This window comes from Hydrogenophaga sp. (assembly GCF_028698005.1).
Classification (GTDB): Bacteria; Pseudomonadota; Gammaproteobacteria; order Burkholderiales; family Burkholderiaceae_C; genus Hydrogenophaga.
The window spans coordinates 1-12,490 of record NZ_JAQVEJ010000082.1 but is presented as its reverse complement, the minus strand read 5'-3'; the positions used below and the strand labels follow the sequence as shown (position 1 = coordinate 12,490).

Genomic DNA, 12,490 nt, shown 5'->3' with positions numbered 1-12,490 from the left:
TACGACAAGATCTGGGACGAACACGTCGTCCACACCGAAGAAGACGGCACCGCCGTGCTCTACATCGACCGCCACCTGGTGCACGAGGTCACCAGCCCGCAGGCCTTCGAAGGCCTGCGCCAGGCCGGCCGCCCGCTCTGGCGCGTCAGCTCGGTGGTCGCCACGGCCGACCACAACACGCCGACCACCGGCTGGGAACGTGGCTACGACGGCATCGAGGACCCGATCAGCAAGGAACAGATCGTCACGCTGGACAGCAACATCCGGGAATTCGGCGCGGCCGCCTTTTTCCCGTTCATGAGCAAACGCCAGGGCATCGTGCACGTGATCGGGCCCGAGAACGGTGCCACGCTGCCCGGCATGACGGTCGTCTGTGGTGACTCGCACACCTCCACGCACGGCGCCTTCGGGGCTCTGGCGCACGGTATCGGCACCTCCGAGGTCGAGCACGTCATGGCCACCCAGACGCTGCTGGCCAAGAAGGCCAGGAACATGCTGATCAAGGTCGAAGGCCAGTTGCCCAGGGGCTGCACCGCCAAGGACATCGTGCTGGCCATCATCGGCCGCATCGGCACCGCCGGTGGCACCGGCTACACCATCGAATTCGGTGGCAGCGCGATCCGGGCACTGTCAATGGAAGGCCGCATGACGGTCTGCAACATGGCCATCGAGGCCGGCGCGCGCGCCGGTCTGGTGGCCGTGGACGACAAGACCATCGAGTACGTCAAGGGCCGACCGCTCTCGCCCACCGGGGTGGAGTGGGACCAGGCCGTGGCCTACTGGAAGACGCTGCATTCCGACCCGGATGCCCATTTCGACGCCGTGGTCGAGCTCGACGCCAGCCAGATCGTGCCGCAGGTGACCTGGGGCACTTCGCCCGAGATGGTGCTGGGCGTGGACGCCGCCGTCCCCGACCCCGACAAGGAAAAGGACGCCAACAAGCGCAATGCCATCGAGCGCGCCCTGACCTACATGGGTCTGCAGCCGGGCAAGCCGCTCACCGACATCCATGTGGACAAGGTGTTCATCGGCTCATGCACCAACAGCCGCATCGAGGACATGCGCGAGGCGGCGGCGGTGGTGAAGAAACTGGGCCAGAAGATCGCGCCCAACGTCAAGCTGGCCATGGTGGTGCCGGGTTCGGGCCTCGTGAAGGAGCAGGCCGAGCGCGAGGGACTGCACGAGATCTTCAAGGCCGCGGGCTTCGAATGGCGCGAGCCCGGCTGCTCGATGTGTCTGGCCATGAACGCCGACCGGCTGGAGCCGGGCGAACGCTGCGCCTCCACGAGCAACCGCAACTTCGAGGGCCGTCAGGGTGCGGGCGGGCGCACGCACCTGGTCAGCCCCGCGATGGCCGCCGCTGCGGCCATCCGTGGCCACTTCATTGACGTGCGCACCATCGCCTGAACCCGTTCGGCAACCCGCCCACCTTTCATCCCGTCCAAGGAGTCACGATGATGAACCCCATGCACGCTCTGACCGTCCTGGCCGCCGGCGCTCTCGTGCTGGCTCTGGCTGCCTGCAGCACCAACACCGCCCAGGGCGTGCGCAAGGATGCGGTCCTGGTCAAGGACAAGGCCATCGAGGTCAAGGATGTGGTCGTGGACACGGCCATCGAGGTCAAGGACAAGGCCGTTGAAGGAGGCAAGGCCGCCGGACAGGCGGTCGGCTCCGGCCTGGAAAAGGCAGGCGAAGCCGTCAAGGGCGCGACCAACTGAGACACCCATCACCATGCAGAAATTCACCCTCCACACCGGCCTCGTGGCTCCCATGGACCGCGAGAACGTCGACACCGACGCCATCATCCCCAAGCAATTTCTCAAGTCGATCCGCAAGACGGGCTTCGGTCCCAACCTGTTCGACGAGTGGCGCTACCTGGACCAGCCCGGCCAGCCCGGCGTGCCCGAGTCGCAGCGCAAGCCCAACCCGGACTTCGTGCTCAACCAGCCCCGCTACCAGGGTGCGTCCATCCTGCTGGCGCGCCGCAACTTCGGCTGCGGATCCAGCCGCGAACACGCACCCTGGGCCATCGACCAGTATGGCTTTCGCGCCATCATCGCCCCCAGCTTTGCCGACATCTTCTTCAACAACTGCTTCAAGAACGGCCTGCTGCCCATCGTGCTCAGCGAATCCCAGGTGGACCAGCTGTTCAACGAAGTGGCCGCGTTCCCGGGCTACCAGCTGACCATCGATCTGGAGCGCCAGGTCATCGTCAAACCGCAGGGCGAAGAGATTCCGTTCGAGGTCAACGCCTTCCGCAAGTACTGCCTGCTCAACGGCCTGGACGACATCGGGCTGACGCTGCGCTACAAGGACAAGATCGAAGCGTTTGAAAAGCAGCGCCTGGCGGCCAAGCCCTGGCTGGCGCACACCATGTGATCTCCCCCAACACAGAAACGACAGTCATGAAAATCGCAGTTCTCCCGGGTGACGGTATCGGCACCGAAATCGTTGCCGAAGCGGCCAAGGTCCTGAAGGCGCTCGACCTCCAGTTCGAGATGGAGTCGGCCCTGGTCGGTGGCGCCGCCTACGATGCCCATGGTCACCCGCTGCCGGAATCGACCCTCAAGCTCGCGCGCGAAGCCGATGCCATCCTGTTCGGCGCCGTCGGCGACTGGAAGTACGACAAGCTCGACCGCCCGCTGCGCCCCGAGCAGGCCATCCTGGGCTTGCGCAAGCATCTGGGCCTGTTCGCCAACTTCCGCCCGGCCATCTGCTACGAGCAACTGGTGGGTGCATCCAGCCTCAAGCCCGAACTGGTGGCCGGTCTGGACATCCTGATCATCCGCGAGCTGACCGGCGACATCTACTTCGGCCAGCCGCGCGGCCGGCGCGAGGCACCCGACGGCGAGTTCCAGGGCGCGCCCGAGGCCTTCGACACCATGCGCTACAGCAAGCCCGAGATCGAGCGCATCGCCCACGTCGCCTTCCAGGCCGCGCGCAAGCGCAACAAGAAGGTCACCAGCGTGGACAAGGCCAACGTGCTGGAAACCTTCCAGTTCTGGAAGGACACCATGATCGAGGTGCACGCGCAGTACCCCGACGTGGCGCTGGAGCACATGTACGTGGACAACGCGGCCATGCAACTGGTCAAGAACCCCAAGGCTTTCGACGTGGTCGTCACCGGCAACATGTTCGGCGACATCCTCTCGGACGAGGCCTCCATGCTCACCGGCTCCATCGGCATGCTGCCCTCGGCCTCGCTCAACGCGAAGAACCAGGGCCTGTACGAGCCCAGCCATGGCAGCGCCCCCGACATTGCCGGCAAGGGCGTGGCCAATCCGCTGGCCACCATCCTCTCGGCCGCGATGATGCTGCGCTTCTCGCTGAACCAGGAGGAAGCCGCACAGCGCATCGAAGCCGCAGTGAAGAAGGTGCTGGCACAGGGCCTGCGCACACCCGACATCTGGAGCGAAGGCACGACCAAGGTCGGCACCGCCGAGATGGGCGACGCCGTGGTCAAGGCACTGGCGTAACCCGCCACGCCGGCGCCCCGACGGGCGGCGCCGGCGCGCACCGGCCCGGATCACCCGATCCGCTACAATATGCGCCATGTTTGCCGCCTGCATGTTCTCCCTGAACACCGCCATTGCCGCCCAGGCAGGCGTGGCCGCGCGCGCAATCACCACCAAAACCACGACCATTAAGAGCTGATCCAGCTCCGGTGACGTCGTGCGCCCTTCTCCGGCCAGACGCGCCGGGGCAGACAGCCAGGTCTGTACTGTTTCTTAACTTGAAAGGGCGTTTCAAATGAGCAAGTTGGTTGGTCTGGTCGGCTGGCGCGGCATGGTCGGCTCCGTGTTGATGGATCGCATGGTCGATGAAAAAGACTTCGACCTGATCGAGCCGCTGTTCTTCTCCACCTCGAATGCTGGCGGTCAGGCGCCGGCCATGGCCAAGAACGAGACCCGGCTGCAGGACGCACACGACATCGAGGCCCTCAAGCGCTGCGAGATCATCATCACCTGCCAGGGTGGCGACTACACCAGCGAGGTCTATCCCAAGCTGCGTGCCGCGGGCTGGAGGGGCCACTGGATCGACGCCGCCTCGTCCCTGCGCATGGACAAGAACGCGGTCATCGTGCTGGACCCGGTCAACATGCCGGTCATCAAGAACGCGCTGGCCAACGGCGGCCGTGACTGGATCGGCGGCAACTGCACCGTCTCGTGCATGCTGATGGGCGTGGGCGCGCTGTACAAGGCCGGTCTGGTCGAGTGGATGAGCACGCAGACCTACCAGGCCGCCAGCGGTGGCGGCGCACAGCACATGCGCGAACTGCTGACCCAGTTCGGCACGCTCAACGCCGAGGTCAAGTCCCTGCTGGACGACCCCAAGAGCGCCATCCTCGAAATCGACCGCAAGGTCATTGCCAAGCAGCGCAGTCTCTCGGCCTCGGAAACCGCCAACTTCGGCGTGCCGCTGGGTGGCTCCCTCATTCCCTGGATCGACAAGGACCTGGGCAACGGCGTCTCGCGCGAGGAATGGAAGGGCATGGCCGAGACCAACAAGATCCTGGGTCTGGGCGAGGACTTCGGCGCCGCACCGATCCCGGTCGACGGTTTCTGCGTACGTGTGGGCGCCATGCGCTGCCACAGCCAGGCCCTGACCTTCAAGCTCAAGAAGGACGTCCCCGTGGCCGACATCGAGGCCATGATCGCGGCCGACAACGAGTGGGTCAAGGTCGTGCCCAACACCCGCGAAGCAACGATGCAGGACCTCACCCCGGTGGCCGTGACGGGCACACTCACGATTCCGGTGGGCCGTGTCCGCCAGCTGGCCATGGGCCCCGGGTACGTGGGCGCCTTCACGATCGGCGACCAGCTCCTGTGGGGCGCCGCCGAGCCACTGCGCCGCATGTTGCGCATCCTGCTCGACGCCTGAGCGAGAACTATGTCACACGGAATCCGGTCTTTGTGGCCGGATTTTTCGTTGTGTGACAACAACGACAAACGGTTTCTGGCGACGATCAACGGTTTGCCTGAAAACTCAAGCTGATTCTCAGCTTGTCACCGTAATACGTTGATGCTATGGTCTTTTCTCGGATTATCACGTCGAGGTTCCCGTGCCCAAACACCATCGCTCCACCCCTGTTTCGCCTGCCGCCACCTCCCGGGACACCGGCCCAGGAAGGCTGGCACGGTGGAACGCCATCGCCGCGGTGGTTGCGCTGTCGGCCAGTTTGATGCAACCGACGGATGCCCGGGCGCTGGCGCTGGGAAGGGTGATCGTGCAATCGGCACTCGGTGAACCCCTGCGCGCCGAAATCGAGGTGCCCGAGATCACGGCCGATGAAGCATCCAGCCTGCGGGTTCGGACGGCCTCGCCCGAGACGCACCGTGCACTGGGCATTGACCTGAGCGCGGTGATGGCCAGTACCCGCTTCTCGCTGGAGCGCCGCCCCGACGGACGTGCCTACCTGAAAGTCGAGAACCAGCGCCCGATCAACGAGCCTTTCATGGACATGGTGATCGAAGCTCAGTGGGCGGCGGGCAGCCTGGTGCGCAACTACACGATGCTGTTCGATCCGCCGAACCTGCGTCCGGTGCCCGCACCGCTGCCTCCGGCCGCCTCCCCGGCAGCCACCCCGCCGGAAACCTCGGTGACCACGCCATCCGGGGCCTCCGCTGCCAGTACATCGGCACGGTCGCCCGCACCGTCGGCTCCGGCACCAACGCCGGCCGCCGTGGCCAAGGAGGTGCTGGTCAAGCCCGGCGATACCGCGAGCCGCATTGCACAGGCGCACAGGCCCGCGAATGTTTCCCTCGACCAGATGCTCGTGGCCATGTTGCGGGCCAACCCCAAGGCCTTCATCGGTGGCAATGTCAACCGCGTCCGGGCCGGCGTGGTGCTGGACATGCCGGATGCCGAGGCCGCCAGTGCGGTGCCGGCCGCCGAGGCGCGCCAGATCATCGTGTCACAAAGCCGCGACTTCAACGAGTTCCGTCGCCGCCTGGCGGCGGCTGCCGCGCCGGCGGCCGTCACCGAGGCCGATCGCCAGGCATCCGGCCAGGTGCAGACCGAGGTCGAGGAGCGCAGGCCGGCCGCTGCCGCGCAGGACAAACTGACGCTGGCCAAGCCCGAAAGCGCCACCGACGAAGCGCAAATCGCCCAGGACCGCCAGAGCCAGGACGCATCGGCCCGTCAGTCCGAACTGGAAAAGAACATCCAGGAACTGTCGAGTGTGGCGTCGGAAGCCGCCGCTGTCGCGGCACCGGCGCCGGCTTCTTCCAGCGACGGCGCCGCACCGGCCACGCCGCCAGCCGAAGGCCAGGCCTCCACAGGCGCGGCGGTAGAAACGACGGCACCGGTGGCAACCACCGAAGCATCACCCGCCGAGACCCCGGCGGCACCCCAGCCGGCTCCCGCACCAGCCGCCAAGAAACCGGCGCCGCCGCCCCCGCCGGTCGAGGAACCGTCGTTCTTCGCCAGCCTGCTCGACAATCCGCTGGTCCTGCCTGCCGCGGGTGCCCTGCTCGCCCTGCTGGCCGGTTTCGGGTGGTATCGCGCGCGCCAGCGCAAGAAAACGACGCCGGTCGACAGCTCCTTCCTGGAAAGCCGGCTGCAACCGGATTCGTTCTTCGGCTCCAGCGGCGGCCAACGCATCGACACGACGGAGGCCTCGGTTTCCGGCTCATCGATGGTGTACTCACCCAGCCAGCTCGACGCCGCCGGCGATGTCGACCCGGTGGCCGAGGCCGACGTCTATCTGGCCTACGGCCGCGACCTGCAGGCCGAGGAAATTCTCAAGGAGGCCATGCGCAGCGCTCCCACGCGCGTGGCCATCCACGGCAAGCTGCTGGAAATCTATGCCAAGCGCCGCGATGCACGCGCCTTCGAGGTCGTGGCGACCGAAGCCCACGCCCTGACCCAGGGTCTGGGCCCCGACTGGGAACACGCTTGCAGCCTGGGCCAGGAACTTGACCCGACCAATCCGCTCTACCAGCCCGGCGGCAAGCCGGCCGGTGCCGCAGGCACCGGATCAGCCCCGTCCGGCGGCACCCACACCCGGCCGTTTGACGCCAGCACGCTGGATCCGGTCAACACCCCCTCCGACAGCCGCATCGACCTGGACCTGGACCTCGATCTGGGCGCTCCCGATCCGGCACCCGGTGCAGAAGCGACGATGTCCAGCCTGGACGACCTGGGCACGACCGATGCGCTGACCCAGGAGCAGCCGGCATCTGCCGGGACCGCCTCGCGTTCGATGGATTTCGACCTGGAATTTCTATCGGCCCCGACGCCCCTGACCGAATCGGCACCGGCACCAGCGTCGGCAGCCGATACACCCACGTTCGACCCGGGTGAGGACCTGAGCGCATTCCGCGTCGAGGATTCGCTGCCCATCCTCCTGGAGGACACGACTCCGCCTCCTCCCGCCCCCACCGGCGATATGCTGTCCTTCAATCTGGACGACATCAGCCTCGATCTCGCCCCTGATGCAGCGCCAGCAGCACCGGCACCCGCTGGCGAGCCCGCACCGTCGGCCGGCGATGACCGCGGCAGTCCGCTGGAAACCAAGCTGTCGCTGGCCGAAGAGTTCCGTGCCATCGGCGACATCGAAGGCGCCCGCTCCCTGGCCGAAGAGGTGCTGTCGGAGGCATCCGGCACCCTCAAAACCAAGGCCAGCACCTTCCTGGCCGACCTGTCCTGATCACCCCCTTGAGGATCGCCCTCGGCATCAGCTACAACGGCAGGGCCTACGACGGCTGGCAGAGTCAGCCGTCGGGCCGGACCGTACAGGATCATCTGGAGCGGGCACTGGCCCGCTTTCTTGATGTGCCCGCCATCAGCACGCTGTGTGCCGGCCGCACCGACGCCGGAGTCCATGGGCTGAACCAGGTGGTGCACTTCGACACCCCCGTTCTCCGCCCCCGCAATGCCTGGGTGCGCGGCCCCAACAGCTTCCTGCCCGACGACATCGCGGTGCAGTGGGCCACCGAGGTGCCGGCCGACTTTCACGCCCGGGCCAGTGCCCGCGCACGCCGCTACGCCTACGTGCTGCTCGAGTCACCAGTGCGGCCCAGTGTGGACCGGGGCCAGGTCGGCTGGGTGTTTCGTCCGCTCTCGCAAAGCGCCATGCAGGCGGCGGCAGCGGCGCTGATCGGCGAACATGATTTCTCCTCCTTCCGCGCTGCCCAGTGCCAGGCCCACTCGCCGGTCAAGGAGATGCGGCGCATCGAGATCGTGCGCCGTGGCGCCTACTGGCGTTTCGAATTCGAGGCCAGCGCCTTCTTGCACCACATGATCCGCAACATCATGGGCTGCCTGATCGCCATCGGCACGGGCAACCGGCCGCCGGCCTGGATGGCCGAGGTGCTGGCCGCGAAAAGCCGCGACGCGGCCGCCCCCACCTTCGCGCCCGACGGCCTGTATTTCCTCGGACCGGTCTACGACGAGGCCCTGGGCCTGCCGACGCGCACGCCCGCCTTCGACTGGTTACCATAGACACCCCAGCGCCGCGCTCACGCCGTGGGCCCGTCACCCCCTCAAGGGGGCGACGCGAGCGGCCCCGGCCAAGCCGGTTCCGCCGTGTCCCCGACCCAGACACCGCCTTGCCCATGCCCTCTCACCGTACCCGCATCAAGATCTGCGGCCTCACGCGCGAGGCCGACGTGGACGCGGCCGTGCAAGCCGGGGTCGACGCGATCGGCTTCGTGCTGTACCCGAAAAGCCCGCGCTGCGTGACACCCGAGCGCGCGGCCGAACTGGCGCGCCGGCTGCCGCCCTTCGTGACGCCGGTGCTGCTGTTCGTGAACGCCAGCCCCGAGTTCATCGCGCAGGGCGTGGCCGCGGTACCGAATGCACTGCTGCAGTTCCACGGCGACGAGACAGCGGCCGACTGCCTGGCCGCCGGACGCCCTTTCATCCGCGCCGCCCGCATCCCGCACGGACAGGCCTTTGATCTCCTAGAATACGCGGATACGTTCGCCGCATCCCAGGCCTTGCTTGTCGACGCCCATGTCGATGGCTACGGCGGCGGCGGAAGGACTTTCGACTGGACGGCTTTCCCTTGGTCACACCCGCGACTAAACGCCAACTCTCGCCTCGTTTTGTCTGGTGGACTCACACCTGCAAACGTGAGCGATGGCTTGGCCATCGTCCGGCCCTGGGCCGTTGACGTGAGCTCGGGCGTCGAGGCCACCGGCCCCGACGGCCAGCCGCGCAAAGGCATCAAGGACGCTGGCAAGATCACCGCCTTCGTGGCCGCCGTGCGGGCGGCCGACGATGCCCGAAAGACCTTCCCTCCAGGCTGAGGCGCCCATCATGGGTGATGCCTGGAGCCGAATCCCGGAACACCCCATGACCATCACCTACCAGCAACCTGACGCGCGTGGCCACTTCGGCATCTACGGTGGCAGTTTCGTGAGCGAGACACTCACCTGTGCCATCAACGAACTCAAGGCGGCCTACGCGCAGTACCAGAACGACCCGGCCTTCCTGGCCGAGTTCCGGCGGGAACTGGCCCACTACGTGGGCCGGCCCAGCCCGGTGTACCACGCGGAGCGCCTGAGCCGCGAGACCGGTGGCGCGCAGATCTTCCTCAAGCGCGAGGACCTGAACCACACCGGCGCGCACAAGATCAACAACGTGATCGGCCAGGCCATGCTCGCGCGGCGCATGGGCAAGACGCGCATCATCGCCGAGACCGGCGCTGGCCAGCATGGCGTGGCCACCGCCACCATCTGCGCCCGCTACGGCCTCGAATGCGTGGTCTACATGGGCAGCGAGGACGTCAAGCGCCAGAGCCCCAATGTCTACCGCATGAAGCTGCTGGGCGCCACGGTGGTGCCCGTCGAATCGGGCAGCAAGACCCTCAAGGATGCGCTCAACGAGGCCATGCGCGACTGGGTGGCCAACGTCGACAACACCTTCTACATCATCGGTACCGTGGCCGGTCCGCACCCCTACCCCATGATGGTGCGCGACTTCCAGCGCGTCATCGGCGAGGAATGCCTGCAGCAGATGCCCGAGCTGCTCAAGGCGGCCGGCTGCACCGGCGAGCAGCCTGACGCGGTGGTGGCCTGCGTGGGCGGTGGCAGCAACGCCATGGGCATCTTCCATCCCTACATCCCCTACGAGAACACGCGCCTGATCGGCGTCGAGGCCGCCGGCGAGGGGCTGGACACCGGCAAGCACTCGGCCTCGCTGCAAAAGGGCAGCCCCGGCGTGCTGCACGGCAACCGCACCTACATCCTGCAGGACGACAACGGCCAGATCACCGAGACGCACAGCATCAGTGCCGGCCTGGACTACCCCGGCGTCGGCCCCGAACACGCCTGGCTCAAGGACATTGGCCGCGCCGAGTACGTGGGCATCACCGACACCGAGGCGCTGGAGGCCTTCCACCGCCTGTGCCGCGTCGAAGGCATCATTCCGGCGCTCGAATCCAGCCATGCCGTGGCCTACGGCATGAAGCTCGCCAAGACCATGAAACCCACACAATCCGTGCTGATCAACCTCTCCGGCCGCGGCGACAAGGACATCGGTACCGTGGCCGACCTCTCGGGCGCCGACGTCTATGACCGGCCTTCCATGCGCGGCCTGACCGTCAAGGGTGCACAGGGAGGTGCCGCATGAGCCGCATCGCCCCCACCCTCGAGAAGCTCAAGCAGGAAGGCCGCAAGGCGCTCATCCCCTTTGTCACGGCCGGCTTCCCCTATGCCGACATCACGCCGCGCCTCATGCACGGCATGGTCAAGGGGGGCGCCGACATCATCGAACTGGGCGTCCCCTTTTCCGACCCCTCGGCCGACGGCCCGGTGATCCAGAAGGCGGGTGATCGCGCGCTGGCGCTGGGCATCGGCCTGGCGCAGGTGATCGCCATGGTGCGCGAGTTCCGCAAGGACGACGACCAGACCCCTGTGGTGCTCATGGGTTACGCCAACCCGATCGAGCGCTACGATCAGAAGCACGGCGATGGCGCCTTCGTGCGCGATGCGGCCGAGGCTGGCGTCGATGGCGTGCTGGTGGTTGACTACCCGCCCGAAGAATGCGAAGCCTTTGCCGCCGCCCTGCGCGACAAGGGCATGGACCTGATTTTCCTGCTGGCCCCCACCTCGACCGACGAACGCATGGCGCAGGTGGCGCGCGTGGCCAGCGGCTACGTCTACTACGTCTCGCTCAAGGGCGTGACCGGCTCCGGTGCCCTGGATGTGGGCCAGGTCGAGGCCATGCTGCCGCGCATCCGCCAGCATGTGAAGATCCCGGTCGGCGTGGGCTTTGGCATCCGCGATGCCGAGACCGCACGGGCCATCGGCCAGGCCGCCGACGCGGTGGTGATCGGCAGCCGGATCATCCAGCTGATCGAGGATGAGCCACACGAAAAGGTGACACTGGTCGCCCTCAATTTCCTGCGCACGATACGAAAAGCGCTGGACGCATAATTCCTCTCTTCCCCGGGCCCTCGGCCCGGGCTTCTAGGAGAACCTCATGTCCTGGCTCGAAAAACTGCTGCCGCCCAAAATCACCCGGGCTGCCGATCCGGCCGACCGCCGCAGCGTGCCCGAAGGCCTTTGGATCAAGTGCCCGAGCTGTGAGGCGGTGCTCTACAAGCACGATCTGGAAAAGAACCAGAACGTCTGCCCGCACTGCAGCCACCACCACCGCATCGGTGCGCGCGCGCGCCTGAACGCCTTCCTCGATGCCGAAGGCCGCTACGAGCTCGGCCAGGAGGTGCTGCCGGTCGACGCGCTCAAGTTCAAGGACAGCCGCAAGTACCCCGAGCGCCTGAAGGAAGCGCTGGAGGTGACGGGCGAGACCGATGCCCTCATCGTCATGGGCGGCGCCGTCCAGGGCGTCAGTCTGGTGGCCGCCTGCTTCGAGTTCGACTTCATGGGCGGTTCCATGGGCTCGGTCGTCGGCGAGCGCTTCGTGCGCGGCGTCGAGGAGGCCATCTCGCAGAAGGTGCCCTTCCTGTGCTTCACCGCCACCGGTGGCGCGCGCATGCAGGAGGGCCTGCTGTCGCTGATGCAGATGGCCAAGACCAACGCCGCCCTCACCCGCCTGGCCAAGAAGGGCCTGCCCTACATCAGCGTGCTGACCGACCCGACCATGGGCGGTGTGAGCGCCGGCTTCGCCTTCGTGGGTGATGTGGTGATCGCCGAGCCCAAGGCGCTGATCGGCTTCGCCGGCCCGCGCGTGATCGAGAACACCGTGCGCGTGAAGTTGCCCGAGGGCTTCCAGCGTGCCGAATTCCTGCAGGCCAAGGGTGCGATCGACTTCATCTGCGACCGGCGCGAGTTGCGCAGCCAGGTGGCCAGCATTCTGGCGATGCTCCAGCGCCAGAGCGCCGACGCGGTGGTGCCCGATTGAGCGAGGCCGCCGAGGCAGCGGCCCCGCTCACCCTGTCGCAACTGCCCCTGTTCCCGCTTGGCACCGTCCTGTTCCCGGACGGCTGGATGCCGTTGCGGATCTTCGAGGTGCGCTACCTCGACATGATCAACCGCTGCATCAAGGCCGGCGCACCGTTCGGCGTGGTCTGCCTGACCGA

At 66.9% G+C, this 12,490-nt stretch carries 12 protein-coding genes; all 12 read left to right on the top strand.

Going from position 1 to position 12,490, the window contains the following annotated elements; genetic code table 11:
* On the top strand, positions 1–1,407 hold a 1,407-nt coding region (gene leuC, locus PHQ87_RS09595; RefSeq protein WP_300233392.1), incomplete at its 5' end, for a 3-isopropylmalate dehydratase large subunit.
* Positions 1,408–1,466: 59 nt separating this feature from the next.
* Positions 1,467–1,718 carry a hypothetical protein gene (locus tag PHQ87_RS09590; RefSeq protein ID WP_300233390.1) on the top strand — a complete coding sequence of 84 codons (252 nt, stop codon included), beginning with the start codon at positions 1,467–1,469 and terminating at the stop codon, positions 1,716–1,718.
* 13 nt (positions 1,719–1,731) lie between these two features.
* The gene (leuD, locus tag PHQ87_RS09585; RefSeq protein WP_300233388.1) at positions 1,732–2,379 is read left to right on the top strand and encodes a 3-isopropylmalate dehydratase small subunit; all 648 of its coding nucleotides are present in this window, start codon (positions 1,732–1,734) and stop codon (positions 2,377–2,379) included.
* Positions 2,380–2,405: 26 nt separating this feature from the next.
* Positions 2,406–3,476 carry a 3-isopropylmalate dehydrogenase gene (leuB, locus tag PHQ87_RS09580; RefSeq protein ID WP_300233387.1) on the top strand — a complete coding sequence of 357 codons (1,071 nt, stop codon included), beginning with the start codon at positions 2,406–2,408 and terminating at the stop codon, positions 3,474–3,476.
* 274 nt (positions 3,477–3,750) lie between these two features.
* The gene (asd, locus tag PHQ87_RS09575; protein WP_300233386.1) at positions 3,751–4,881 is read left to right on the top strand and encodes an aspartate-semialdehyde dehydrogenase; all 1,131 of its coding nucleotides are present in this window, start codon (positions 3,751–3,753) and stop codon (positions 4,879–4,881) included.
* Positions 4,882–5,182: 301 nt separating this feature from the next.
* The gene (locus tag PHQ87_RS09570; RefSeq protein WP_300233385.1) at positions 5,183–7,651 is read left to right on the top strand and encodes a FimV/HubP family polar landmark protein; all 2,469 of its coding nucleotides are present in this window, start codon (positions 5,183–5,185) and stop codon (positions 7,649–7,651) included.
* Positions 7,652–7,659: 8 nt separating this feature from the next.
* Positions 7,660–8,445: a tRNA pseudouridine(38-40) synthase TruA gene (truA, locus tag PHQ87_RS09565; protein ID WP_300233383.1), complete on the top strand. Its 786-nt coding sequence runs from the start codon at positions 7,660–7,662 to the stop codon at positions 8,443–8,445.
* Positions 8,446–8,558: 113 nt separating this feature from the next.
* On the top strand, positions 8,559–9,254 hold the full coding sequence (locus PHQ87_RS09560; protein WP_300233381.1) for a phosphoribosylanthranilate isomerase: 696 nt from the start codon (positions 8,559–8,561) through the stop codon (positions 9,252–9,254).
* Positions 9,255–9,300: 46 nt separating this feature from the next.
* Positions 9,301–10,578, top strand: a complete 1,278-nt coding sequence (gene trpB / locus PHQ87_RS09555) for a tryptophan synthase subunit beta (protein ID WP_300233379.1) — start codon at positions 9,301–9,303, stop codon at positions 10,576–10,578.
* Positions 10,575–11,384 (top strand): tryptophan synthase subunit alpha, encoded by an 810-nt coding sequence (gene trpA, locus PHQ87_RS09550; RefSeq protein ID WP_300233377.1) that lies wholly within the window; start codon positions 10,575–10,577, stop codon positions 11,382–11,384. Before trpB ends, trpA begins: the two co-directional genes overlap by 4 nt.
* 46 nt (positions 11,385–11,430) lie before the next feature.
* Positions 11,431–12,312 carry an acetyl-CoA carboxylase, carboxyltransferase subunit beta gene (gene accD / locus PHQ87_RS09545; RefSeq protein ID WP_300233375.1) on the top strand — a complete coding sequence of 294 codons (882 nt, stop codon included), beginning with the start codon at positions 11,431–11,433 and terminating at the stop codon, positions 12,310–12,312.
* Positions 12,309–12,490 (top strand): LON peptidase substrate-binding domain-containing protein (locus PHQ87_RS09540; RefSeq protein ID WP_300233373.1); only part of this gene is annotated, 182 nt, incomplete at its 3' end. The genes accD and PHQ87_RS09540, both read left to right, overlap by 4 nt.

What these genes read in the sequence shown, in the direction of transcription:
- PHQ87_RS09590 (WP_300233390.1), top strand. Translation starts at nt 1,467, where the DNA reads ATGCACGCTCTGACCGTCCTGGCCGCCGGCGCTCTCGTGCTGGCTCTG.
- leuD (WP_300233388.1), top strand. Translation starts at nt 1,732, where the DNA reads ATGCAGAAATTCACCCTCCACACCGGCCTCGTGGCTCCCATGGACCGC.
- leuB (WP_300233387.1), top strand. Translation starts at nt 2,406, where the DNA reads ATGAAAATCGCAGTTCTCCCGGGTGACGGTATCGGCACCGAAATCGTT.
- asd (WP_300233386.1), top strand. Translation starts at nt 3,751, where the DNA reads ATGAGCAAGTTGGTTGGTCTGGTCGGCTGGCGCGGCATGGTCGGCTCC.
- PHQ87_RS09570 (WP_300233385.1), top strand. Translation starts at nt 5,183, where the DNA reads ATGCAACCGACGGATGCCCGGGCGCTGGCGCTGGGAAGGGTGATCGTG.
- PHQ87_RS09560 (WP_300233381.1), top strand. Translation starts at nt 8,559, where the DNA reads ATGCCCTCTCACCGTACCCGCATCAAGATCTGCGGCCTCACGCGCGAG.
- trpB (WP_300233379.1), top strand. Translation starts at nt 9,301, where the DNA reads ATGACCATCACCTACCAGCAACCTGACGCGCGTGGCCACTTCGGCATC.
- trpA (WP_300233377.1), top strand. Translation starts at nt 10,575, where the DNA reads ATGAGCCGCATCGCCCCCACCCTCGAGAAGCTCAAGCAGGAAGGCCGC.
- accD (WP_300233375.1), top strand. Translation starts at nt 11,431, where the DNA reads ATGTCCTGGCTCGAAAAACTGCTGCCGCCCAAAATCACCCGGGCTGCC.